Annotated in this window: 19 protein-coding genes; 7 read left to right on the top strand and 12 right to left on the bottom strand. The window is 70.9% G+C overall.

The window, feature by feature from the left end; all coding sequences use genetic code 11:
* The 7 genes from OHN74_RS30735 to OHN74_RS30705 form a co-directional block, all read right to left on the bottom strand.
* Positions 1–603, bottom strand: a complete 603-nt coding sequence (locus OHN74_RS30735; RefSeq protein WP_327697820.1) for an ADP-ribosyltransferase — start codon at positions 601–603, stop codon at positions 1–3.
* A 79-nt stretch (positions 604–682) separates the two neighbouring features.
* On the bottom strand, positions 683–1885 hold the full coding sequence (locus OHN74_RS30730) for a YncE family protein (protein ID WP_327697819.1): 1203 nt from the start codon (positions 1883–1885) through the stop codon (positions 683–685).
* A complete protein-coding gene (locus OHN74_RS30725; RefSeq protein ID WP_327697818.1) occupies positions 1885–2676 on the bottom strand; it encodes a polysaccharide deacetylase family protein in 792 nt (263 codons plus the stop codon). Before OHN74_RS30725 ends, OHN74_RS30730 begins: the two co-directional genes overlap by 1 nt.
* Before the next feature lie 163 nt (positions 2677–2839).
* Positions 2840–3343 carry an ATP-binding protein gene (locus OHN74_RS30720; protein ID WP_327697817.1) on the bottom strand — a complete coding sequence of 168 codons (504 nt, stop codon included), beginning with the start codon at positions 3341–3343 and terminating at the stop codon, positions 2840–2842.
* A gap of 316 nt (positions 3344–3659) precedes the next feature.
* Positions 3660–4427 (bottom strand): enoyl-CoA hydratase/isomerase family protein, encoded by a 768-nt coding sequence (locus tag OHN74_RS30715; protein WP_327697816.1) that lies wholly within the window; start codon positions 4425–4427, stop codon positions 3660–3662.
* Positions 4428–4559: 132 nt separating this feature from the next.
* Positions 4560–5831, bottom strand: a complete 1272-nt coding sequence (locus OHN74_RS30710) for a L,D-transpeptidase (protein ID WP_327697815.1) — start codon at positions 5829–5831, stop codon at positions 4560–4562.
* A 193-nt stretch (positions 5832–6024) separates the two neighbouring features.
* Entirely contained in the window at positions 6025–7212 is a 1188-nt protein-coding gene (locus OHN74_RS30705) for a L,D-transpeptidase (RefSeq protein ID WP_327697814.1), read from the bottom strand.
* A gap of 237 nt (positions 7213–7449) precedes the next feature.
* Here OHN74_RS30705 and glgX point away from each other — a divergent pair, with 237 nt between their 5' ends.
* A complete protein-coding gene (glgX, locus tag OHN74_RS30700; protein ID WP_327697813.1) occupies positions 7450–9783 on the top strand; it encodes a glycogen debranching protein GlgX in 2334 nt (777 codons plus the stop codon).
* Here the strand turns inward: glgX and OHN74_RS30695 are convergent.
* A complete protein-coding gene (locus OHN74_RS30695; RefSeq protein WP_327697812.1) occupies positions 9776–10414 on the bottom strand; it encodes a GNAT family N-acetyltransferase in 639 nt (212 codons plus the stop codon). The genes glgX and OHN74_RS30695 overlap by 8 nt on opposite strands.
* A 145-nt stretch (positions 10415–10559) precedes the next feature.
* Between OHN74_RS30695 and OHN74_RS42950 the strand changes: the two genes are divergently transcribed.
* Positions 10560–10655: a putative leader peptide gene (locus tag OHN74_RS42950; RefSeq protein ID WP_443060475.1), complete on the top strand. Its 96-nt coding sequence runs from the start codon at positions 10560–10562 to the stop codon at positions 10653–10655.
* A 107-nt stretch (positions 10656–10762) separates the two neighbouring features.
* Positions 10763–12178, top strand: coding sequence for a sulfatase family protein (locus OHN74_RS30690; RefSeq protein WP_327697811.1), 1416 nt, complete (start codon positions 10763–10765; stop codon positions 12176–12178).
* Between the two features lie 30 nt (positions 12179–12208).
* On the opposite strand, the gene OHN74_RS30685 is transcribed toward OHN74_RS30690, so the two are convergent.
* From OHN74_RS30685 to OHN74_RS30670, 4 genes are all read right to left on the bottom strand, one after another.
* The gene (locus tag OHN74_RS30685; RefSeq protein WP_327697810.1) at positions 12209–12856 is read right to left on the bottom strand and encodes a response regulator transcription factor; all 648 of its coding nucleotides are present in this window, start codon (positions 12854–12856) and stop codon (positions 12209–12211) included.
* Positions 12846–14111 (bottom strand): sensor histidine kinase, encoded by a 1266-nt coding sequence (locus OHN74_RS30680; protein ID WP_327697809.1) that lies wholly within the window; start codon positions 14109–14111, stop codon positions 12846–12848. The genes OHN74_RS30685 and OHN74_RS30680 overlap by 11 nt, the downstream gene beginning before the upstream one ends.
* Before the next feature lie 68 nt (positions 14112–14179).
* The gene (locus OHN74_RS30675) at positions 14180–14929 is read right to left on the bottom strand and encodes an ABC transporter permease (protein WP_327700340.1); all 750 of its coding nucleotides are present in this window, start codon (positions 14927–14929) and stop codon (positions 14180–14182) included.
* Positions 14930–14934: 5 nt separating this feature from the next.
* Positions 14935–15840, bottom strand: a complete 906-nt coding sequence (locus OHN74_RS30670) for an ABC transporter ATP-binding protein (RefSeq protein ID WP_327697808.1) — start codon at positions 15838–15840, stop codon at positions 14935–14937.
* 182 nt (positions 15841–16022) lie between these two features.
* On the opposite strand from OHN74_RS30670, the gene OHN74_RS30665 reads away from it, so the two are divergent.
* The 4 genes from OHN74_RS30665 (at position 16023) to OHN74_RS30650 (ending at position 23477) form a co-directional block, all read left to right on the top strand.
* Positions 16023–17906 (top strand): ABC transporter ATP-binding protein, encoded by a 1884-nt coding sequence (locus OHN74_RS30665; protein ID WP_327697807.1) that lies wholly within the window; start codon positions 16023–16025, stop codon positions 17904–17906.
* On the top strand, positions 17903–19816 hold the full coding sequence (locus OHN74_RS30660; protein WP_327697806.1) for an ABC transporter ATP-binding protein: 1914 nt from the start codon (positions 17903–17905) through the stop codon (positions 19814–19816). The genes OHN74_RS30665 and OHN74_RS30660 overlap by 4 nt, the downstream gene beginning before the upstream one ends.
* Positions 19817–19887: 71 nt before the next feature.
* Positions 19888–21669, top strand: a complete 1782-nt coding sequence (locus OHN74_RS30655; RefSeq protein WP_327697805.1) for an ABC transporter ATP-binding protein — start codon at positions 19888–19890, stop codon at positions 21667–21669.
* Positions 21666–23477: an ABC transporter ATP-binding protein gene (locus OHN74_RS30650; RefSeq protein ID WP_327697804.1), complete on the top strand. Its 1812-nt coding sequence runs from the start codon at positions 21666–21668 to the stop codon at positions 23475–23477. The genes OHN74_RS30655 and OHN74_RS30650 overlap by 4 nt, the downstream gene beginning before the upstream one ends.
* The last annotated feature ends 86 nt before the right edge of the window (positions 23478–23563 follow it).

Genomic DNA, 23563 nt, shown 5'->3' with positions numbered 1-23563 from the left:
TCAGTGCCAGGCCTCGAAGTGGGGGTTGCTCTCGCAGCCGCTCATGATCTCGACCTTGGTGGTCTTGTTCACCGGGCAGACGCCGATGATGTACTTCCGGTCGATACCGCCGGGGAAGGCGACCTCGACCTGGTCGGCCCATTTGTGGGTGTCGCCGATGGTCCTGTTCACGTCCACGCCGCCCGGGGCGTCGATGTAGTAGTTGTAGCCCGACTTCCACCAGGTCTTGTACAGATCGTGGTCGTACGTCGTGGAGACGTACGGGGAGGGCTGGTTGACCAGGACGTACTTCTCGATGTCGTACTGCCCGTTGATGACGTCCTTGGGCTTGAGTCCCTCCGCGAAGACGATCTCCGGGCCGCGGCCGTCGCTGCGGTAGAGGGTGCCGCAGGTCTTGCGCCAGACCGGTTCGGGCGTGATGCGGTCGACGTCGACGCGACGGTCGACGGCGGCCTTGATCGGGTCGTCGAACTGGGGGCAGGCGGGGGCTTTCGTCACGGCCTTCGGGGCGGCAGCAGGGACCGTGGCGGCCGAGGTCGCGAAGACGGCGGCCAGGGAGAAGGCGACGGCAGCGGTCCGCCGCCGCAGGCGAGTTGTGATCATGGGGGCACCATGTCGGGTCTGCGGCGACGGACCGGGGATCGTCACTCGATCGGCGGCGTGTCACACAACTCGTCCCGGATCAGCGGAAGATGCCCGTGTGGCCGAGTGAATAGCGGCCCGGCTGCGGGTAGACGGCGAGACCGTGCGGGCCGCTGCCCACCTGGATTCGGGCGAGCTGCTTCCCGGTCCGGGTGTCGATGGCGTACACCTCGTCGTCGTAACGCCCGGACAGCCAGAGGACCTTGCCGTCGGCGGAGACGCCTCCCATGTCGGGGCTGCCGCCGTCGGGCAGCCGCCACTTCTTCGTGACCTCGCCCTTCTCGAAGTCGAAGACGGAGACGGTGCCCTCACCCCGGTTGGAGACGTACATCTCGCGGGAGTCGCGGCTGACGTACAGCCCGTGGGTGCCCTTGCCGGTGGGCAGAAGGGTGGGCCGGGTGAACTTGTCGCCGTCCAGGACCCACATGCCGTCGGCCATCATGTCGGCGACGTAGAACCGCTTCCCGTCCGGCGAGATCTTGACGTCCTGCGGCATCGCGCCCTCGTACGGCAGTTTCTGCTGCGCCACGACCTCCATCTTCTCCGTGTCGACCTTCAGCAGCTCGCCGCTGAACTCGCAGGACACGATGAAGTACCGGCCGTCGAGGGAGAAGTCGGCGTGGTTGACGCCGTAGCAGCTGACGGGCACGGTCTTGGCGATCTTCATGGTGTGCGGGTCGCGGAAGACGAGCTCGCGGTCGAGGGAGGCCATGACGACGGCGTATCTGCCGTTGGGCGTGAAGTAGAGGTTGTACGGGTCGTGGACGTCGACCGGTTCGCCCGCCCTCCCGGTCCTCGGGTCGATGGGCGTGAGGGTGTGACCGCGGTTGTTGTTGACCCAGAGGGTCTTCAGGTCCCAGGAGGGCACGACGTGTTGGGGCTGGCGCCCGACGTGGATCGTCTCGACGATCTCGTACGTCTTGGGGTCGATGACGGAGACGGTGTCGGACTCGGTGTTGGGCACGTAGACCCGGGACGGGAAGTCCCGGACGACCGGCGAGAGCCTGCCCGGTCGGTCGGCGGCGTACACATCACGCGGGTGGAGGACGGGCGGCATCCCGGGCAGTCCCCGGACCACGGGCTCGGCGGGGACGGCGGGCCGGGCGGGCTTGACCGTGGCCAGGGTCCGGTCCGGCTGGTCGCGGGCCTCGGTGCCGCAGCCGGCGAGTCCGGCGAGGACGGTGAGAGCGGCCCCCGTGACGAGGGCGCGGGCGATGACGGCGGCGGTGGGGGTGGGGGGCATCAGGTCAGCAACTCCGTGGTGGTCACCGCGCGCAGGCCGCGGCGGTCGAGTTCGTGAAGGAGGCCGGGGAGCGCGGCGACCGTGTCCGCGTAACCGAAGTGCAGGCTCACGATCGATCCGGCGCGGAGGTCGGCCATGACGTTGCGTACGACGGCGGGGCCGCCCGGCGAGGTGAAGTCGAGGGAGTCGACGTCGTACGACAGGACGTGCGGGTAGCCGGCCCGCCGGGCGAGCCGTTCGACGAGCGGGGAGGCGCGGGCGGCCCGCGAGGGCCTGAACCAGGTGCCGATGGACCCGGTGAGCGCCTTCAGCCGCTCGGCGCACCCCCGGATCTCGGCGTCGGCGTCCGCCTCCGGCATGGCGTTGATGTCGAGGTGGCGCAGGGTGTGGTTGCCGAGTTCATGACCGCCGTCGAGGATGCGGCGGGCGAGGCCGGGATGGGCGTCGAGCCAGGTCCCGACGGCGAACACGGTGACACGGGAGCCGTGTTTCTCGGCAGCGGAGAGCAGCGCGTTCGCGGTGGCGGGGTCGCCGTCGCCGTGGAAGGTGAGGGCGACCATGGGGCGGTCGCGGGGGCCGTGGGGGATCTGGGCGGGGTGGCGGAGAAGGAGTTCGGGAGCGGGGGCGGGGGTACGGGAGGCCGGTGCGCGGGAGGAGGGATCGGCGGGGTGAGCGGCGGCGCCGCCGGGGGCGGTACCGGTCGCGCACCCGGTGGTCAGCACCCCCGAGGCAGCGATTCCGGCGCCCGCGCGCAGCACCGCCCGACGGTCGGTCGTGGTCACCCGCACCATTTAAGGGGAGTTGGTCCGGAAAGCAGGCGATTAGCCCGATCGGCGGCCCGCCCATACGGTCAGGCCCTCGCGGTCGACGGAGTCCCGCACCGAGGCGACCCGCAGCAGCTCATGAGCCGCCGCCGCACGGTCGCGGCACTCGTCCCGCGTCTGCTCGCGCGCCCTACCGGTCGGCGACCCGCATCTCGAACCACGTCGTCTTCCCGCGCGGCAACAGGTCGACGCCCCACCGGTCGGAGAGCTTGTCGACGAGCATCAGCCCCCGCCCGCTGATGTCCATCTCCTGGACCGGCATCAGACACGGCAGCCCTCGCGAGGGGTCCCGGACCTCCACCCGGATCCATCCGCGGCGTCGGCGCATCCGCAGGCCGAACACTCTCGCGCCGGTGTGACGCACCGCGTTGCCGACCAGTTCGGAGACGAGCAGTACCGCGTCCTCCGTCATCTTGGGGCTCAGCCCCCACTGGCGGAGCACGACGACCTGGGCGAGGCGGCGCGCGGTCGCGGCGGACTCGGGGCGGGACGGCAGCGGAACCTCGGCCTCCGTCGGGTTTCCGAACAACTCGAGCGCCTTGAGCGCTCGTTCGTCCTCCACCGCAGGCGACCACCGCGCCGCGGTCGCACGGCCGTGTCCCCGCGGCTGTTCCATGCCTTCCAGCCCCGCCATGCCCCCATCATGGCCGCCCGAGCCGTCCCCGGGTGCCGTTCCGCAGGAATACGCCCCCCGGAACGCGTCATTCCGAATAGACTGTTCGGCATATGCCGATGGCATTCCATCGGCCCCCAAAGACCCTCCGACCTGCGACGGAAGCTCACTTTCGGGCAAGCGACAGGCCCCCTCGACAAGACAGACTTAAGGTTGGCTTAAGGCTCCCATAAACCGCCCGATCGAGGGACCCGGATAAGACATCGCGTCAACTGCAAGTACTTTGTTCGACGGAAATCGACGGAACTCCACGAATTCCGGTGGAACTCGGCGCGAGTCAGAGGAACTTCGCCTTGCCGGGACCCTCCTTCACGAAGCTCCGCATCCCGATCTCCCGGTCCTCCGTCGCGAACAGGCCCGCGAACCAGTTCCGCTCGATCGCCAGCCCGGTCTCCAGGTCCGTCTCCAGACCCGCGTCGATCGACTCCTTCGCCGCGCGCAGTGCGATCGCCGGTCCCTGCGCGAGCTTCGCCGCCCACGCGTGCGCCTCGGTGTACACGTCCGCGGCCGGTACCACGCGGTCCACCAGGCCGAGTGACAGCGCTTCGTCGGCCTTGACCATTCGTCCGGTGAAGATCAGGTCCTTGGCCCTGGACGGGCCGATCAGCCGGGAGAGTCGCTGCGTACCGCCCGCACCGGGGATCACTCCCAGCAGGATCTCCGGCTGACCGAGTTTCGCATTGTCTCCGGCGATGCGGTAGTCCGCACAGAGCGCCAACTCGCAGCCGCCGCCGAGCGCGTAGCCGGTCACCGCGGCGACGACGGGCTTGGGGATACGGGCGACGGCACTGAAGGAGTCCTGCAGGTCCCTGGCCCGGGCGACCATCGCCGCGTGGTCCATGGCCTGCATCTCCTTGATGTCCGCGCCGGCCGCGAACACCTTCTCCCCGCCGTACACGACGACCGCCCGTACGTCCGCTCGGCGGGTGGCCTCCTCCGCGAGTTCCTTGAGGCGGTCCTGGGTGGCGACGTCCAACGCGTTCATGGGCGGCCGGTCCAGCCGGATCGTGCCGACGCCTTCGGCGACTTCGAGATGCACAGTCATGTACGCAGGTTAACGGGGGCTAACGGGAACAGGACCGGTGCCGTCGGTCACAGCACGGGGGCCGACGACAACGGGCCCGGTGCTGTCGGTCGCACCGGGCCCGTCGAACGTCGTGGCGAAGGAGAGGAAGGGCTACGCCTTCCACTTCTCCCAGGACATGTTCCAGGCGTTGAGCCCGTTGTCCGCATCGACGATCCGGTCGTTGGAGTTCTTCACGATCACCACGTCGCCGATCATCGACCGGTTGAAGAACCAGGCCGCGGCCACTCCGCTGTCGTAGCCGCCGCGCACGTCCCGCAGGCCGATGCAGCCGTGGCTGGCGTTGTAGTTGCCGAAGGCGTCGCCGCCCCAGTAGTTGCCGTGGATGAAGGTGCCGGAGGTGGTCAGACGCTGGGCGTGCGGGACGTCCTTGATGTCGTACTCGCCGCCGTAGCCGACCGTCTCGCCGTTCATCCGGGTCACTTCGAGGCGCTCGGTGATGACCATCTGGCCGTTCCAGGTCTCGTAGCCCGGCGCGCCGGTGGTGACGGGGATGGTCTTGATGACCTTGCCGTCCCGTCGGACGACCATCTTCTTGGTCTTGACGTCGACCGTGGAGACCTGGCTGCGGCCGATGGTGAAGGAGACCTGCTTGGCCTGCTTGCCGTAGACGCCGGGCCGTCCCTCGACGCCGTCGAGAGCGAGGGTGACCGTGACCTTCGTACCCGACGCCCAGTACTTCTCCGGGCGGAAGTCGAGGCGGTCGTTGCCGAACCAGTGACCCTCGACGTCGACGGCCGGCTCGGTCTTGACCGTGATGGCCTTCTCGACGTCCTCGGGGTGCGTGATGCCCCGGGTGAAACGGACCGAGAACGGCATGCCCACGCCGACCTTCGAACCGTCCTCGGGCGTGAACGTACCGACGAACGTGTTCTTCGGGGTGAGGGTGGTGAAGGAGGACTCCTCCGCCGCCGTACGCCCCTCGGTGTCCTTCGCCACCACGTGCACCTTGTACGTGGTCGACGCCGCGAGATGCGTCGCGGGCGCCCACTTGGTGTCGCCGGCGGTCAGCGTGCCCTCGACCGCCTTGCCCTTGGAGTCCTCGACCTTGACCTCGGTCAGTTTGCCCTTGGCGGCGCTGACGGTGAGCGCGCCACTGGTGTTCACGGACTTCGCGCCGTCCTTGGGCGCGATGGTGACGACCGCCTGCGACTGCTGGGTCTGTGCGGTGGTGGAGTCCTTGCCCTTCGGCTTGGCGTCGTCGGACCCGGAGTCCGAGCCCCCGCCCCCACCGCACGCGGTGACGGCGACGAGCAGAACACCGGCGAGCAGCGCCAGTGGCCCTCTGCTCCCCCGTGTCCCGCCTGCCCGTACCCCGCCCCGCCGTGCCGCCGCCGAAGCCCCCGATATCGGTCGCGCGTTCAAGCTCCCTCTCCCCTCCCCGTGGCCTGACTCAGGCCCTCATCCACGGCGCGTCCCGCGCACCCGGGCGCATATTAAGCACAAGGTCACGCCGCCCGGCGGCCCCGTAAGGTCACCATTCCGTCCCAACATCATCAGATTGTCGGACCCGACCGTTCACGTCGCTCCGATGACCGTTGCGCCGCCGAATTCGCCACTACTTCGCGGCACCGCCCGCCGTCCACTCCTTCCAGCCCATGTTCCACCCGCCGAGCCCGTTGTCGGGGGCGACCTTCTTGTCCTTGCTGTGGACGACCTCGATGACGTCCCCGATCAGGCTCCGGTCGAAGAACCAGCCCGCCGGACTGTCCGAACTGCCGCCCTTCACATCCCGCAGCCCGACGCAGCCGTGACTGACGTTGGTGTTGCCGAAGGCGTCGCCGCCCCAGTAGTTGCCGTGCAGGAAGGTGCCGGAGGTGGTCAGCCGCATCGCGTGCGGCACGTCCGGGATGTCGTACTCGCCCTTGCCGTCCTTCTTCCTGAAGCCGACCGTGGCACCGTTCATCCGGGTCAGCTCCAGCATCTCCATGACCACCATTTTCCCGTTGTACGTCGTGTTCTTCGGCGACCCCGCCGTGATCGGCACCGTGGTGAGCAGGTCGCCGTCGCGCCGCACCTCCATGGTGTGCGCGGCGGCGTCGACAAGCGAGACCTGGCTGCGGCCGACGGTGAAGGAGAACGTCTTGCGCTGGATCCCGTACACCCCCGGCGCGCCCTCGACGTCCCGCAGCGCCAGATCGACGGTGACCCTGGTGCCCGGCGCCCAGTACTCCTCGGGCCTGAAGTCGAGGCGCTCGTCGCCGAACCAGTGCGGCCGGATGTCGACGGCGGGCTCCGCGGTGACATGGACGGCGCGTTCGACGGCCGCCCGGTTCCTGATCCCGCGGTTGAACTCCAGGGACACGATCATTCCGGTGCCGACGGTGGCGCGGTTCTCCGGGGTGACGTATCCGATGAACCGCTCGTCGGGCACGTAGGTGGTGAAGGTCGTGTGGCGGGCCGAGCGGCGTCCGTGGGCGTCGAGCGCCACGACGTCGACCGTGTATCTGGCGGCCAGCGCGAGCCGCGCTTCGTCGGGCCGCCAGGACAGCCCGTCCTCGGAGATCCGCCCCGGCACCTCCGAATCCTGCGCGTCCTGGGCCCTGACGACCTTCACCGACTCCAGGCGCCCACCGGGCACCCGTACGAGAAGGGGACTGTCGGGGCGCACGGAACGGCTGCCGTCGTCGGGTGAGACGCGGATCACGTCCATCGGCGCCCGGGGTTTCCCGAACACCGAGTCAGCCCCGCCCACCCCCTCCGAAGTGCAGCCGGCGACTCCGGCCAGCAGTCCTGCCCATGCCATGACGGCGACCAGCCCGGCCCTCGCGCGCCCAGCGCGCCCTTGTACGTGCCTCACACCGCACCCAACGACGCGGCCCGCCCTGGGGAAACGTGAGTGCGAGCCGCGCGCTGGGCAGAACAGGGGGGAGAAACGACGCGAAGAACAACCCAACAGGGCGCCGCGGCCGGGACGCCGCACACTTGTTCAAGCTGTGCTCGCTTCGTTTTACTCGTTCCACGAGTCGCGGGAGGCGGAGTCGTGTCCAGCGCAGCCGAGCAGAAGGCGGTCGCGAAACAGCGTGCCGTCGAGGAAAGGCGCCCTGAAGCCGTGTTGCCCGACACCGAACTCGACACCGGTACCCGAACCGGCACCGACAGCGCGCCGAACGGCGCGGCACGCGCCGCGCTGCCCGCCGTGCCCGTGTGGCCGGGGACTCCGATGCCCCTGGGCGCACGTTTCCGCACGGGCCCGGACGGGGTGTCGGGCACCAACTTCGCGCTGTGGGCGGGCGGGGCGGAGGCCGTGGAGCTGTGCCTGTTCGGAGAGGTGGAGGGAGGCGACGGGGGCGGCGGAGAGGTCGAGACCCGCGTCCCCCTCACCGAACTGACGCACGAGATCTGGCACGGCTTCGTGCCCGGGATCATGCCGGGCCAGCGGTACGGCTACCGCGTGCACGGCCGCTGGGATCCATGGACCGGCGCCCGCTGGAACCCGGCGAAGCTGCTTCTCGACCCGTACGCGCGCGCCGTGGACGGCGATTTCGAGCTGCCGCCCGAGGTGTACGGGCATGTCCGCGACTGGCCCCAGCAGCAGATCGCGGACACCGTGCGCGACGACCGCGACTCGGCGCCGTTCGTCCCGAAGGGAGTCGTCGTCCACGACGACGCCCCCGACGACGAGTGGGCGGACGACCGCCGCCCGAAGACCCCCTGGGCGGACTCGGTGATCTACGAGGTCCACGTCAAGGGCTTCACCAAGCTGCACCCGGACATACCGGAGGAACTGCGGGGCACGTACGCGGGCCTCGCGCACCCGGCGGCGATAGAACACCTGACCAAGCTGGGCGTGACGGCGGTGGAACTGCTGCCGGTGCACCAGTTCGCGCACGAGGACCACCTGCTGCGCCGGGGCATGAAGAACTACTGGGGCTACAACTCGATCGGCTACTTCGCCCCGCACGCCGGATACGCGGCGACGGGTACGGCGGGCCAGCAGGTCGGCGAGTTCAAGCGCATGGTGCGCGCACTGCACGCGGCGGGCATCGAGGTCATCCTCGACGTGGTCTACAACCACACGGCGGAGGCGGACGAGCACGGCCCGACGCTGTCGCTGCGGGGCATGGACAACAGGGGTTACTACCGGCTGCAGAGCGACGCGCGCCGCTACGCGGACTACACGGGCTGCGGGAACACGCTCCACGTGGTCCAGCCGCACGTACTGCGCCTGATCACGGACTCGTTGCGGTACTGGGTGACGGAGATGGGGGTGGACGGCTTCCGCTTCGACCTGGCGGCGGCCCTGGCCCGCTCGATGCACGACGTCGACATGCTCTCCCCCTTCCTGGCGGTGATCGCCCAGGACCCCGTACTGCGCAGGGTGAAGCTGATAGCGGAGCCGTGGGACGTCGGCTCCGGGGGCTACCAGGTGGGTGCGTTCCCCCCGCTGTGGACGGAGTGGAACGACCGCTATCGCGACGCGGTACGAGACTTCTGGCGGGGCGCGCTACCGGACGTGCGGGATCTCGGCTACCGCCTGTCGGGGTCGAGCGACCTGTACGCGTGGGGCGGTCGCAGGCCCTACGCCTCGGTCAACTTCGTCACGGCGCACGACGGTTTCACACTGCGGGACATGGTGTCGTACGAGCGCAAGCACAACGAGGCCAACGGGGAGGGGAACCGGGACGGCACGAACGACAACCGCGCCTGGAACTGCGGCACGGAGGGCGAGACGGACGACGAGCACGTACTGGCCCTGCGGCGCCGCCAGTTGAGGAACCTGCTGACAACCCTGCTGCTGTCGACGGGCGTTCCGATGCTGGTCGCGGGCGACGAGCTGGGGCGTACGCAGGGGGGCAACAACAACGCGTACTGCCAGGACAACGAGATCAGCTGGGTGGACTGGAGCCTGCTGGACGACCCGGGCTGGCGAGCGCTGACCGAACTGACCGCCCGCCTCATCGAGTTGCGGCACCGCCATCCGGTACTGCGCCGGCGGGCGTTCTTCTCCGGCCGGGCGCATTCGGCGGACGGGCTGCGGGACCTTGCCTGGTTCACCGCCCGGGGCTCGGAGATGACGGAAGGGGACTGGTACGCGCCGACGGAGACGCTGGGCATGTATCTCTCCGGCAGCGACATCCCGGGCCGCGACGCCCGGGGCGTGCCGATCACCGACGACAGCTTCCTCGTGATCCTCCACACGGGCGACCGCCCGACGAACTTCGCGCTGCCGGGGGCCCCTTGGGCACAGCGGTACGAGGTGGTCGTCGACACGTCGAGGGAGGAGCAGGGCGAGGCGCCGGGGGTGGGCTGTCGGGCGGGGGACGAGATCGGGGTGCCGGGGCGGGCTGTTCTGCTGCTGCGGGTGGTCAGGTGAGGGTCGGCCCCGATGTCGCCCGCGTGAGGCGCCGTTCGAGGCCCGCCCGGCAGTCCGGCCACTCCTCCGCGGTGATGGAGAAGATCGCGGAGTCGCGGAGGCGGCCGTCCTCGCCCGGTACCCAGGAGCGGGACCAGTTGCGCAGCACGCCCTCGAAGCGGGCGCCCGCCCTCTCGATCGCGGCTCGTGAACGGCCGTTGCGCGCGTCCGTCTTCAGGTCGACGCGTGCCACGTCCCAGTTCTCGAACGCGTGCCGGAACAGCAGGTACTTGGCCTCGGTGTTCAGCCCGGTGCCCTGGGCGGATGCCGCGAGCCAGGTGAAGCCGACCTCGATCGCGCACAGGGCTTCGCCCTCCGGCCACAGCCGCGGCTCCCAGTAGGCCGTGGCTCCGACCGCGCGCCCCGATTCCCGGTCCACCTGTGCGTACGGAGCCAGCTGCCCCGCGGCGGCGCGGGCGAGCTGGGCGTCGATGTACCCGCCGACCTCCGGCGCCCTCGGCACCCAGGTGAACCGGTACGAGGCGCGGTCCTCCTCCGCGGCGACGGCGAGGTCCCGCGCATGACGGTGCTCCAGTGGTTCCAGTCGGACCAGCGAGCCCTCAAGAACGGGGCCGTCCAGCGTGAAGCTCATCGATCACCAATCCAGAACAGGAAGACGTTGCCGGTCCCGTACGGTTCCAGAGTCCTGGTCGTCCTGTCGCGCGAATTCGGCGTGGGTTCCGCTCCGTGGACACCTTCTTGACGCCCCCGCCGTCCCCCTGGCACCGTCCTTGACCATGAGGACTTCCGCCGATCACCGCCGCGCGCACGTCGCGCTGGTGGAACGGCGCCATGTCGACCTGTGCCGGCAGTCCAGCGCCATCTGTCGCTGAGCCCACGGTCTCCCCACCCTCACCTCGTTTCCTCCTTCCTTCTTTCCTTTCTCCTCTTCCCTTGGGTGTCCTCGTCGTGGGCCCCCTCTGCCCCAAGGAACTCCCGCATGCCCGAAATATCCCGCCGTACGTTCGGTGGTCTGGTCGGTGGCGGTGCCGTCACCGCTGTCGGTGCCGCCGGTACGACCGCCGCCGCTGCCGCCCCCGCCGAGCGCCCGTTCCAGGCCCGTACCGCCGGAAAGCACGGCAGACGCCGTCCCAACCTCCTCGTCATCCTCGGCGACGACCTCGGCTGGGCCGACCTGTCCTCCTACGGCGCCCCGCACATCAAGACACCTCACCTGGACCGGCTGGCCCGGCAGGGCGTGCGGTTCACCGACGCGTACTCGGGGTCCGCCACCTGCTCGCCGACGCGGTTCAGCCTGTACACCGGGCGCTATCCGGGCCGTACGCCGGGCGGGCTCGCCGAGCCCATCGCGAACAGGACGCAGGGCCTCGACCCCAACCACCCCACGCTCGCCTCCCTGTTGAAGAAGGCCGGCTACGCCACCGCGCTCATCGGCAAGTGGCACTGCGGCTGGCTGCCCGACTACAGCCCCACCAAGTCGGGGTGGGACGAGTTCTTCGGCAATCACGGGGGTGTGCTGGAGTACTTCTCCAAGCTGGGGCAGCTCGGCGACTACGACCTGTACGAAGGCGACGCGACCTACAAGGACCTGCGCTACTACACGGAGGTCCTGACCGAACGGGCCGTCGAGTACGTCGGCCGGGATCACCGTGACAGGCCCTGGCTGCTCAACCTCAACTTCACCACTCCGCACTGGCCCTGGCTCGCCGAGGACGACGAGGCCACCGGTGCCGAGATCGCGGCGAAGATCCGGGCCGCGAAGAGCCAGGCCGACGTCAGCAAGGCCCTCAACCACTACGACGGCGGCTCCGTCGAGAAGTACACGCAGATGGTGCAGAGCCTGGACTCGGCCGTCGGTGAGGTGCTCGCCGCCCTGCGCCGGTCGGGGCAGGAGGAGAACACGCTGGTGTACTTCGCCAGCGACAACGGCGGGGAGCGCTGGTCGTACCTGTGGCCGCTGAGCGGTGAGAAGTTCGTGCTCCAGGAGGGTGGCATCCGGGTACCGACCATCGTGCGCTGGCCCGCCGGAATCGACGGGCACCAGGTCAGCCATGAGCCGAACTTCTCCCCCGACTGGACGGCGACCTTCCTGGAACTGGGCGGCGCACGGCCCGACCCCGCCTACCCGCTGGACGGGACGAGTCTCGCCGGGTACCTGGTGCGGGGCCAGGAGCTGCCCGAGCGGGACCTGTTCTGGCGGGTGCGGGCCAACCGGGCGCTCCGGCGCGGCGACTGGAAGTACTACCAGGACGCCGCCAAGGCCGACCACCTCTACAACCTGGCCGCCGACCAGCGCGAGCAGGCCGATCTGGCGCCCGACGAGCCGGAGTTGCTCGCCGAGCTCAAGGCCTCGTGGGAGACGATCGCGAACGGACTTCTGCCGTACCCGAGTTAGGGCCTGTCCGGGTCCGGCCCCTGATCCGGGTCAGGGGCCGGCCGGGCCGAGGATGCCTCTCTCGTACGCCGTCGCCACCGCCGCCGCACGGTCCTTGACGCCCAACTTGGTGTACAGGTGGGTCAGATGGGTCTTCACCGTGGCCTCGCTGATGAACAGGACACGGGCGATCTCCCGGTTCGACGTGCCTTTGGCGACCAGGGCCAGCACCTCGCGTTCGCGGGCCGAGAGGGGCTCGTTGCCCGGGGTGCGGACCGCGGAGACCAGACGGGAGGCCACCGCCGGGGAGAGGACCGTGCGGCCCTGGGCCGCCGCCCGTACCGCCGTGAAGAGTTCGTCCCTCGGGGCGTCCTTCAGGAGGTAGCCCGTCGCGCCGGCCTCGATCGCGGGAAGGGTGTCGGAGTCCGTGTCGTACGTCGTCAGGACGAGGACGCGGGCCCTGGACCGGCGGCGGGCCAGTTCGGCGATCGCGTCGACTCCGCCGCCGCCCGGCATCCGCAGGTCCATCAGAATGACGTCGGGGTCGAGCGTGGCGGCCAGTCCTACCGCCTCCACGCCGTTCGACGCCTCGGCCAGCACCGTGAAGTCCGGCACCGACTCGAACATGCCGCGCAGACCGTCCCGTACGACGGGATGGTCGTCGACGATGAGGAGGGTGATGGGTGCGTCAGTGGTCATGGGGGACCAACGGTACGCGTGCCGAGACCGCCGTGCCGTGACCCGGTTCGGACTCCACGGTGAGCGTGCCCGCGACGCGTTCGGCGCGGGCTCGCATGCCGTCGAGGCCGAAGCCGCCGGTGCCGGTGCGTTCGCGGACGGCGAGCGGGTCGAAGCCCTCGCCGTCGTCGCGGATGTCGAGGATCACCTCGTCGCCGAGGAACGTCAGGGTGACGCCGGCCCTTGACGCCCGGGCGTGGCGGGAGGCGTTCGACAGAGCTTCCTGGGCGATGCGCAGAAGGGTCGCCGCGAGTTCCGCGTGGAGCTGTTCCGCCGGGCCCGTCACCGTGAACTCGGCGCGTACGCCGGTCCGTTCGGCCCAGTCCGCGACCGTCTTCTTCAGGGCTTCCGGCAGGTCGTCGCTCTCCAGGGCCACGGGGGCCAGGTTCTGCACGGAGCGGCGGGCCTCGCCGAGACTGTGGCGGGCCAGTTTCATGGCACGGTCCACGTGTTCGCGCGCCAGGGTCCGGTCCGGGGTGTTGGTCACGACCTGGAGCTGGGCGATGATCCCGGTCAGGCCCTGGGCGATGGTGTCGTGGATCTCGGCGGCCAGCCGGCGTCGTTCGTCCGCGACGCCCGCTTCCCTTGCCTGGTGGAGGAGTTGGGCGTGCAGGGCGGCGTTCTCGTCGAGGGCCTGCTGCAACGCCGTGTTGGTCTGTTCGAGTTCGGTGATGGTGGCGGCCCGGTCGCGGGAGCGCTGCTCCTCCTGTTCGGTGGCGTGGGCGACCAGCGCCTGCAGACCGAAGTTGACGACCAGCAGCGCGGCGAACGCGGCCCACTGGACCCCGCTCTCGAACAACAGCCCACCGGCCTGCGCCGCGGCCACGGTGACCGCGCTGGCGAACAGTCCGAGCCGCCGCCACATACCCGGGATCAGTTCGTCGGCGTCCATGTAGCCGGTGGCGGCGTAGAACGCGAAGAACGGGTTGATCCAGGTGAGCAGGAACGCGATCGCCCAGCGGACGATGTAGTACGCCGTCCCCGCCCGGGACGGGGTACGGCCGCGGTTCGCCCGCCGGGAGCGGGTGCCGTGCCACCAGAGCTGGAGCGCGAGCGCGGCGCCGACCAAAGCCCCGGCGGCCTGCCACTCGACGGGGCCGTCGATCAGGTCGGCGGAGACCACCGCGAGGACCGCGCTGACACCGAGCAGCCCGTACGGCCCCCAGATGTGCAGGTGCTCCATGCGCCGGTCGGTCCCTGTGTCCACCGCGGTCATGTCCCCAGTCTGCACGGGCCGCAGGCCGTCCCCCACTCCCTCCGCTCCCTCCGCTCCCTCCCCTCCGCCTACTCCCACCGGAACAAGCGCGTGGCGCCCGCCGTCAGCAGCGACGTCCAGGCAACCAGCACGCCCAGGTGGTCCCAGCCGGGCCAGTCCCCCGCCGCAGCCCGGTTCAGCGCCTCGGCCGCCGCACCGAACGGGGTCCAGCCGACGATCCTGGCCAGCACGTGCGGCATGGTCTGCACCGGCGCCCACAGGCCCGCGCAGAACATCGCCGGGAAGAACACGGCCGAGCCGATCGCGCCCGCGATCTTCGTCGTCCGGGACAGCGCGGAGACCACCGCGCCGAGCGCGAGGGCGACCAGGACCGTCAGGACGAGGGCCAGGGCGTAGCCGAAGGGCTGGCGTGGCAGTCGTACGTCGAAGGCGAGGCGTCCGACCGCGAGGGCGAGCAGCGACGAGGCCAGGGCCGCACCGCCGTACACCAGCATCTGCGCGGAGAGCAGGGCGGCCGGGCGGACCGGGGTGGCGGACATCCGGCGCAGGATGCCGCGCTCGCGGTAGCCGGTGAGGGTCTGCGGCATGGCCTGGAGCCCGCCGACGATCGGGCCGAGCAGCACGGCCACCGGCACGTACACGTCGATCGTCCGCAGGCCGCCCAGGTCGGCTTCGTGGTCGCCGAAGGAGGGGATCGAGCCGAGGATCACCAGGAGGAGGGTCGGGAACAGCAGGATCCAGAAGAGGGCACCGGGCTCGCGGCGCAGTAGCCGGATCTCGGTCCGCAGTACGGCGCTGTCGACGACTGATGTACTCATGGCGCTCATGCCGCTTCCTCCTTCGTGAGGTCGAGGAACGCGTCGTCCAAGGTGGCGTCGGTGACGCGGAGCTGGTGGGCGGTGACATGGCTGCGGGCGAGGAGGGTGATGACCGCGTTGACGGTCTCGTCCGTGCCGGAGAGGGTGACGCGGCCGTCCCTGTGGTCGACCGACGCGAGCGCCGGAAGCGCGTTCAGGGCTTCCTCGGCCAGCGGGACGGACGGCGTGAAACTGATCACCGTGGCGCCCGCCGAGCGGCGGATCAGGCCGGCCGGGGTGTCCAGGGCGGCCAGCCGCCCTTTGTCGATCACGGCGATCCGGTCGCAGAGCCGTTGCGCCTCCTCCATGAAGTGCGTCACGAGGAGAACGGTGACCCCACCCGCCCGTACGTCCTCGATGAGCTGCCAGGTGTCCCGGCGGGCGCGCGGGTCGAGGCCCGTGGTCAGTTCGTCGAGGACGACGACCCGGGGGTTGCCGATGAGTGCGAGCGCGATGAACAGGCGCTGTTTCTGGCCACCGGAGAGCTTGCCGAACCTGGCGTCGAGACGGTCTGCCAGGCCCAGTCGCTCGGCCAGTGGGCGCCAGTCGGCCGGACGTGGGTAGAAGGCGGCGTACAGCTCCAGGGCCTCGCGGACGGTCAGTTTGGCCTGCAGTTCGCTCTGCTGGAGCTGGGCGCCGAGGACCCGGCTGGTGGCCTCGTGGTCGGTGACCGGGTCGAGGCCGGTGACCCGGACCCGGCCGCCGTCGGGCACGCGCAGGCCCTCGACGCATTCGACGGTGGTGGTCTTGCCGGCGCCGTTCGGGCCGAGGATGCCGAAGATCTCGCCCTCCTCGACGGCGAAGGAGACACCGTCCACGACACGACGGCCACCGTAGGACTTGCGCAGTTCGTTCACTTCGATGACGGACATGCGACCAGCGTCGCGGTACGGGAAGGGGCGGCGCATCGGCCGACGCGCTCGGACCGGCATCAGCCGATCGGTTGATGCGCCCGTACGACTTCTCGAACACGCAGGTCGTAGGACCTGCGACCGACCGAGTTCGGGTCAAAACTCGGTAGGCACTGTCAGTGGTGGTCCGTAGGCTCGGATCGATGTCCACGACACGTACAACCGCAAAGGACCCCGAGGTCCACACCGGCCGCTCCGCCGTACGCACTCTGCTGCGTCTGTGGCCCTATGTGCGGCCGGTGCGGGTACGGCTGTTCACCGCAGCCTTCATAGCCGTCCTCGCGTCGTGCATGGGGCTGGTGATCCCGCTCGTCCTCAAGTGGATGGTGGACGGGCCGATCGCCGACCGTGACTCCCGGGGTGTGTGGTTCGGGGCGCTGTGGCTGCTGCTGCTCGGGGTCGGGGAGGCGCTGCTGTTCGGGCTGCGGCGGTGGCTGGTGGCCCGGCCGCTGGCCGGCGTCGAGGCGGCGATGCGGGCGAGCCTGTACCGGCGGCTCCAGCGGCTGCCGGTCGCCTTCCACGACCGGTGGCCGTCCGGGCAGTTGCTGTCCCGGGCGACGTCGGACCTGATGCTGCTGCGGATGTTCCTCGCCTTCCCGTTGACGTTCCTGTTCGTCAACGCGGTGACGATCCTGGTCGGCGTGATCATCATGCTGATCCAGGACTGGTCGCTCGGGCTGGTGATCCTGGGACCCGCCATCCCCGTCCTGGTGGTGTGCATCGTCTTCGAGCGGCGCTACCACCTCGTGGCCCGGCGCGCACAGGACCAGGTGGGCGACCTGACGACGGTCGTCGAGGAGAGCGTGCTCGGCATCCGGATCATCAAGGGGTTCGGGCGGCACCGGAGCCAGGCACGGGCGTTCCGTGAGCTGTCGCGGACGTTGCGCGGGACCGAGCTGCACAAGGCCCGGCTGCTGTCGGCGATCTGGGCGGTGATCGTCACGCTGCCCGAGCTGGCGATCGGGGCGGCGCTCGTGCTGGGGACCGTGCAGGTGGCCGACGGCGATCTGTCGGCCGGCACGCTGGTCGCCTTCCTGTCCACGGCCCTCGCCCTGCGCTGGCCCGTCGACTCCATCGGCTTCCTGCTCGCGATGAGCCAGGACGCGGCCACCGCCACGGAACGGTACTTCGAGGTGATGGACGAGGATCCGGAGGGCGTGGGGGAGGTCGCTCACGGCGCCGGTTCCACCAACTCCGGTTCCTGTCCCGGTCCCGCCGTTGTCTCCGACGCCGACCGGGGCCTCCGCTTCCACGGTGTCTCCTTCCGGTATCCCGACGCCCCCGCCGACTCCCCTCCCGTCCTCGACCGCGTCGACCTCCACATCCGGCCCGGCGAGTCCATGGCCCTCGTCGGTACGACCGGCAGCGGCAAGACCACGCTCACGGCGCTCGTCCCCCGGCTGCACGAGGTGACCTCGGGGCGCATCACCCTCGACGGGCGCGACATCACCACCCTGCCCAGGGAGGAACTGCGTTCCCTGGTCGCCGTCGCCTTCGAGGAACCCACCCTCTTCTCGGCGAGCGTCGGCGCCAACGTCCTCATGGGGGCCGAGGACTCCGCGGGCGAGGCCGAGTTGCGCCACGCGCTCTCCGTGGCGCAGGCCGAATTCGTGCACTCGCTTCCGCAGGGCACGGACACCCAGGTCGGCGAGCAGGGTCTCAGCCTGTCCGGCGGCCAGCGGCAGCGGCTCGCGCTGGCCAGGGCGGTCGTGGGCAAGCCCCGGTTCCTCGTCCTCGACGACCCGTTGTCCGCGCTGGACGTGCACACGGAGGCAGCCGTCGAGGCCGCGCTGCGCCGGGTCCTCGCCGACACCACGGCCCTGATCGTGGCGCACCGACCGTCCACGGTCCTGCTCGCCGACCGCGTCGCCCTTGTCTCCGGCGGCCGGATCGCCGCCGTGGGCACGCATCACGAACTCCTGCGGACGAACGCCGAGTACGCCTGGCTGATGGCCGGCGCGGACGAGGAGAGCGACCGCGGCGAAACCCCCCACGGCACCGACAGTTTCGAGGAGGCGGCCCGATGACGGCGCCCACGACCACCGCGCCGACCCCCGACGACGAACAGCCCCCGGGTCCGGCCGCCGGCCCGGCTGCCGGGCCGGACACCGAGGCTGCCACCGCCGCTCCCCGGTCCCCCACCGCCGACGACCCCTTCGACAAGGACGACCTGCCCACCCCCAAGGGCGCCACCGCCGGACTGCTCCGGTCCCTTCTCGCCCCGATGAAGGGCCGCGTCGCCCTCACCGCCGTGCTCCTGCTGCTCCAGCAGGCGGCCGTCCAGGCGGGCCCGCTGCTCGTCGCGTACGCGATCGACCGTGCCGTACCGGCCTTCCGCGACCACGACAACGGGCCGCTCGTCGCCGTCGGCATCGGCTATCTGCTCTGCGCGCTGGCCTCGGGCGCGCTGCAGTACTGGTTCGTCTCCGCCGCCGCCCGGGTCAGCCAGGACGCGCTGCTCGATCTGCGCGGGCGCATCTTCCGGCACGCGCAGGCGCTGAGCCTCGACTTCCATGAGCGCTACACCTCGGGCCGGCTGATCTCGCGCTCCACGGCGGACGTCGAGTCGCTGCGCGAGCTGCTGAACGACGGGCTCCAGGAACTCGTCACCATCGCCCTGTCCTTCGCCTACATCTCGGCCGTCCTGCTCTGGCTGGATCTGAGCCTCGGCGCGCTCGCCATCGCCTCCTTCGTGCCGCTCTACGTCCTCGTCCGCGTCTACCGGCGCCGGGCCGGCCGGGTGTACGCGCTGCGGTCCACCGCGATCGCCGCCGTGATCGTCAAGTTCGTCGAGACGATGAACGGCATCCGGCCGGTGCGCGCGTTCCGCCGGGAGGCCGCCAACGACGTGGAGTTCGAGGCCCTCAACCGGGACCACGAGCGGAAGAACGGCGACGCGCTCCTGGAGATGGCCCGTTACGTCGTCGGCTCCCGGGTCGTCGCCAACACCGCTGTCGCCGCGATCGTGCTGTGGGGCGCCCACCGGGTCGCGGACGGCTCGCTGGAGCTGGGTGTGCTGGCCGCCGCCGTGCTGTACCTGCGCCGGCTGTACGACCCGATCGACCGGCTCGGTATGTTCCTCAACTCGTACCAGTCGGCCACCGCCTCCCTGGAGAAGATCTCCGGGCTCCTCGCCCAGGTGCCGTCCGTCCCGGAACCGTCGACCCCGCGCGAGCTTCCGGTACTCGAGTCCGAGCACCCGGGTCGCGAGGTCGTCTTCGACAAGGTCCGGTTCGCCTACCGCACCGGCGGCGAGGTGCTGCCCCGCTTCGACCTCACCCTCCCGGCCGGGCAGACCGTCGCGGTGGTCGGCTCGACCGGCGCCGGCAAGTCCACCCTGGCCAAGCTGCTGGCCCGCTTCTACGACCCCACCGAGGGCCATGTCCTCCTCGACGGCGTCGACCTGAGCGACCTGTCGGGCGCCGATCTGCGGCGCGGGGTCGTGATGGTGACGCAGGAGGCCTTCCTGTTCTCCGGCAGCGTCGCGGACAACATCGCCATCGGCGCCCCGGACGCCCCGCGCGAGGAGATCGAGCGTGCGGCCAAGGCGATCGGCGCCCACGACTTCATCACCTCGCTGCCCGAGGGCTACGACACGGACGTACGCAAGCGAGGCGGCCGTATCTCCGCCGGGCAGCGCCAACTGGTCGCGTTCGCGCGGGCGTTGCTCGCCGATCCGGCGGTGCTGATCCTCGACGAGGCGACCAGTTCGCTCGACATCCCGGGTGAACGGGCCGTGCAGCGCGCGATGTCGACGGTCCTGAAGGGCCGTACGGCCGTCGTGATCGCGCACCGGCTGTCGACCGTCGAGATCGCCGACCGGGTGCTGGTGATGGAACACGGGCGGGTCGTCGAGGACGGCGCCCCGGCGGAACTCATCGCCGGTACGGGCCGGTTCGCGGATCTGCACCGGGCCTGGCGGGACAGCCTGGCGTGAGTTCGCCGAGTGCGTGAGCGCGTGACTGTGTATGCCTGTAGGCGCAGGACGGGACGGGGAACGGCGGAGAAATGATCGACGCGTACGAGGATCCCGGCACGCCCGACTCCCGCGGCCCCGCGCGCTATCTGCTGTGGCTGGTGCGGCAGCAGTGGCGGCGGTGTGCGGTCGGAGCGGTGCTGGCCAGCACCTGGACGACGCTGATGGCGCTGTCGCCGTATCTGATGTCCCGGGCCGTCGACGACGGTCTCGAACCGGGCGACCAGGCCGTGCTGGCCGGCTGGGCCGGCGCGATGCTCGCCGCCGGGACGTTCAGTGCGTGGCTGAGCATCATGCGGCACCGCACGATGACCCGGGTCCGGATGGACGCCAACTTCCGTACGGTCAAGGTCGTGGTCGGGCAGGCCGTGCGGCTGGGGGCCGCGCTGCCCCGGCAGGTCGGGGCCGGGGAGGTCGTCACGATCGGCGTCGGCGACGTGTCGACGATCGCCCAGTCGCTGACCTTCGTCGGGCCCGGCATCGGCTCGATGGTCTCCTACAGCGTGGTCGCCGGACTGCTGCTGTCGGTGTCGCCGACGCTCGCCGCCGTGATCCTGCTCGGGGTGCCCGTCCTCGCCGTACTCGTCGGGCCGCTGCTCGGCCGGCTTCAGGGGGTGGAGTCCTCGTACCGGGAGCGGCAGGGTGTCCTGACCGCCCGGATCGGGGATCTCTCGGGCGGGCTGCGGGTCCTCAACGGGCTTGGCGGCAAGGGGCTGTTCGCCGACGCCTTCCGCCGTGACTCGCGCCGCCTCCAGGAGCAGGGGTACCGGGTCGGGGCGGTGAGCAGCTGGATCCAGGCGCTCGGGGTCGGGCTGCCGACGCTGTTCCTGGCCCTGGTGACCTGGCTCGCGGCCCGGCTGGCCGCCCAAGGGACCATCACCGTGGGCGAGTTGGTGTCGGTGTACGGCTATGTCGCCGTGCTGATCATGCCGGTGGCGTTCTTCATCGAGTGCGGATTCCAGATCAGCCGGGCCCTGGTGGCCGCCCGAAGGGTCGTACGGTTCCTGGCACTTGAGCCCGACGACGACGGCAGCGGCGCCGGCCGGGGGCTGGACGCGCCCGGATCACCCGCCCCGCTGCACGACCCCGATTCCGGCGTGACCGTCCTGCCGGGGCGGCTGACCGCGCTCGCCGGTGCCCGGCCCGCCGATGCCGCCGACGTCGTCGACCGGCTCGGCCGGTTCGTGCCGTCGGCGGCGACCTGGGGCGGCGTACGGCTCGACGAGGTCGCCCTCGCCCAGGTGCGCGCCCGCATCCTGGTCGCCGACAACGAGGCGGACCTGTTCGCCGGGACGCTGCGCGAACTGGTCTCCGGGCGCGGGGAACCCGGCGAGGAGGCCATCGCGCGGGCGGTGCGCGCGGCCGTCGCCGACGACATCGTCCTCGGGCTGCCGGAGGGGCTGGACTCGGCGATCGACGCGCAGGGCCGCAACCTCTCGGGCGGGCAGCGACAGCGCGTACGGCTGGTGCGGGCGCTGCTCGCCGACCCCGAGGTGCTGCTCGCCGTGGAGCCGACGTCGGCGCTGGACGCGCACACCGAGGCCGCCGTCGCGGAACGGCTGCGCGCCGAGCGGGGCGAGCGCACGGACCGCACGACCGTCGTGGCCTCCACCTCCCCCCTGATGCTGGACCGGGCGGACACCGTGTACTACCTGGTCGACGGCAAGACGGCGGCCGTCGGCAGCCATCAGCGGCTGCTCGCGGAGGAACCGGGTTACCGGGCCCTGGTGGCACGCGACGCGGACGAGACGGACGACCCGGCAGACCTGGCGGTCGAAGGGGACCTGGAGAGCATCGAGGAGCCCGCACGGTGAATGCCCAACTGCCCATCGCCACCACGGCGGACGTCCGCCGGGCCGCCGTCCGGCTGATTCGCGCCGACGGCCGTGCCTTCGTCGCGCTTCTGCTGCTGAACTCGGCCGCAGCCGGGGCCGGGCTCGTCGCGCCCTGGCTGCTCGGGCGGATCATCGACGAGGTGCGGGCGGGTGCCGGGGTCTCGGCCGTGGACCGGCTCGGGCTGGTCATCGTGGGGTGCGCGGTGGCGCAGTTGCTGCTGGCGCGCTGGGCGCGGTTCGTGGGGTACCGGTTCGGGGAGCGGACGCTGGCGCGGGTACGGGAGGAGTTCGTGGACCGGGCGCTGGCGCTGCCCGCGTCGGTGGTGGAGCGAGCCGGGACCGGTGATCTGACGGCCCGGGGGACGGCCGACGTCGGCACGGTCGGCACGACGTTGCGCGATGCCGGGCCTGATCTGCTGATCGCCTCGGTGCAGTGTCTGTTCATCGTCGGTGCCGTGTTCGCGCTCGATCCGCTGCTCGGTCTGGCCGCGGTGCTCGCGCAGACCGGCATCTGGTTCGCGCTGCGCTGGTATCTGCGCCGGGCCCGCACCGCGTATCTCGCCGAGGGCTCCGCGAACTCCGAGGTGGCCGAAATTCTCTCGGCGACCGCGTCGGGGGCGCGCACGGTCGAGGCGTTCGGGCTGGCGGAGCGGCGGGTGACGGTGAGCCGTGAGGCGCTGGACCACTCCCGGCGCCGGCGCCTGCACACGCTGTATCTGCGGACCGTGTTCTTTCCGCCGGTGGAGGTGTCGTACGTCCTTCCCGTGGTCGTCGTGCTGGTGGTGGGCGGCGCGTTGCACGGGCAGGGGGCGATCAGCCTGGGCGCGGTGGTGGCGGCCGCCCTGTATCTGCGGCAGTTGGAGTCGCCCCTCGACGAGGTGCTGACCTGGATGGAGCAACTGCAGTCCAGCAGCGCCTCGTTCGCCCGGGTGGAGGGGCTCGGACGGGCGCCCAGGGGCGGGGCCGAGGCGTCGCCCGTGCCGGTGGGCGACCGGATCGACGTGACAGGGGTGCGGTATGCGTACGACCGTGGGGGCGAGGTCCTGCGCGGGGTCGATCTGACGGTGCGGCCGGGTGAACGGCTCGCGGTGGTGGGGCCGTCGGGTGCGGGCAAGACGACGCTGTGCCGGTTGCTCGCGGGGATCGACGAGCCGCGTTCGGGCACGGTGACCGTGGGCGGTGTACCGGTCTCCTCGCTCGGGCCCGAGGAGCTGCGACGGCAGGTCGTGCTCGTCACACAGGAGCACCATGTCTTCCTGGGCACGGTCCGGGAGAATCTGCTGATCGCCGAACCGGCGGCCACGGACGCCGAGTTGTGGGCGGCGCTGGCCGCTGTCGGCGCCGCCGGCTGGGTGCGCGAGCTGCCCGCCGGACTGGACACCGGGCTGGGCCCCGACGGTGAGTCGACCGACGGTTCGCGGGCCCAGCAACTCGCCCTGGCCCGCGTGGTGCTGGCCGACCCGCACACGCTGATCCTGGACGAGGCGACGGCGTTGCTCGATCCGACGACCGCGCGTCATACGGAGCGCGCGCTGGCCGCCGTACTCAAGGGGCGGACGGTGATCGCGATCGCGCACCGGCTGCACACCGCGCACGACGCGGACCGGGTGGCCGTGATGGAGGAGGGGCGGATCACCGAACTCGGCACGCACGAGGGGCTGGTGGCGGCGGACGGGGCGTACGCGGCGCTGTGGCGGTCGTGGCACGGGGAGCAACAACCGACCTCGGCACACAGGGCCGACCCGACGGAAAAGGCCGATTGGCCGCAAAGCGAACAGACCGTATAGCGAACATGACCATCCGGACAACGGACCATTTCCAGCCAACTTGTTGACGCGGTCCTGACAGCCCGGGCGCCCGCCTGCCACTCTTC

The sequence above is a fragment of the Streptomyces sp. NBC_00459 genome (assembly GCF_036013955.1).
In the GTDB taxonomy this organism is placed as follows: domain Bacteria; phylum Actinomycetota; class Actinomycetes; order Streptomycetales; family Streptomycetaceae; genus Streptomyces.
The sequence above is the reverse complement of the archived record's forward strand: the minus strand, read 5'-3'. Positions and strand labels throughout refer to the sequence as shown.

Bases quoted from the DNA above. Each gene is read 5' to 3' on its own strand.
- OHN74_RS30665 (WP_327697807.1), top strand. From the start codon at position 16,023: ATGTCCACGACACGTACAACCGCAAAGGACCCCGAGGTCCACACCGGC.
- OHN74_RS30725 (WP_327697818.1), bottom strand. From the start codon at position 2,676: ATGGTGCGGGTGACCACGACCGACCGTCGGGCGGTGCTGCGCGCGGGC.
- OHN74_RS30670 (WP_327697808.1), bottom strand. From the start codon at position 15,840: ATGTCCGTCATCGAAGTGAACGAACTGCGCAAGTCCTACGGTGGCCGT.
- OHN74_RS30705 (WP_327697814.1), bottom strand. From the start codon at position 7,212: ATGGCATGGGCAGGACTGCTGGCCGGAGTCGCCGGCTGCACTTCGGAG.
- OHN74_RS30680 (WP_327697809.1), bottom strand. From the start codon at position 14,111: ATGACCGCGGTGGACACAGGGACCGACCGGCGCATGGAGCACCTGCAC.
- OHN74_RS30660 (WP_327697806.1), top strand. From the start codon at position 17,903: ATGACGGCGCCCACGACCACCGCGCCGACCCCCGACGACGAACAGCCC.
- OHN74_RS30695 (WP_327697812.1), bottom strand. From the start codon at position 10,414: ATGAGCTTCACGCTGGACGGCCCCGTTCTTGAGGGCTCGCTGGTCCGA.
- OHN74_RS42950 (WP_443060475.1), top strand. From the start codon at position 10,560: ATGAGGACTTCCGCCGATCACCGCCGCGCGCACGTCGCGCTGGTGGAA.
- OHN74_RS30730 (WP_327697819.1), bottom strand. From the start codon at position 1,885: ATGCCCCCCACCCCCACCGCCGCCGTCATCGCCCGCGCCCTCGTCACG.
- OHN74_RS30715 (WP_327697816.1), bottom strand. From the start codon at position 4,427: ATGACTGTGCATCTCGAAGTCGCCGAAGGCGTCGGCACGATCCGGCTG.
- OHN74_RS30690 (WP_327697811.1), top strand. From the start codon at position 10,763: ATGCCCGAAATATCCCGCCGTACGTTCGGTGGTCTGGTCGGTGGCGGT.
- OHN74_RS30685 (WP_327697810.1), bottom strand. From the start codon at position 12,856: ATGACCACTGACGCACCCATCACCCTCCTCATCGTCGACGACCATCCC.
- OHN74_RS30735 (WP_327697820.1), bottom strand. From the start codon at position 603: ATGATCACAACTCGCCTGCGGCGGCGGACCGCTGCCGTCGCCTTCTCC.
- OHN74_RS30720 (WP_327697817.1), bottom strand. From the start codon at position 3,343: ATGGCGGGGCTGGAAGGCATGGAACAGCCGCGGGGACACGGCCGTGCG.
- OHN74_RS30655 (WP_327697805.1), top strand. From the start codon at position 19,888: ATGATCGACGCGTACGAGGATCCCGGCACGCCCGACTCCCGCGGCCCC.
- OHN74_RS30675 (WP_327700340.1), bottom strand. From the start codon at position 14,929: ATGAGTACATCAGTCGTCGACAGCGCCGTACTGCGGACCGAGATCCGG.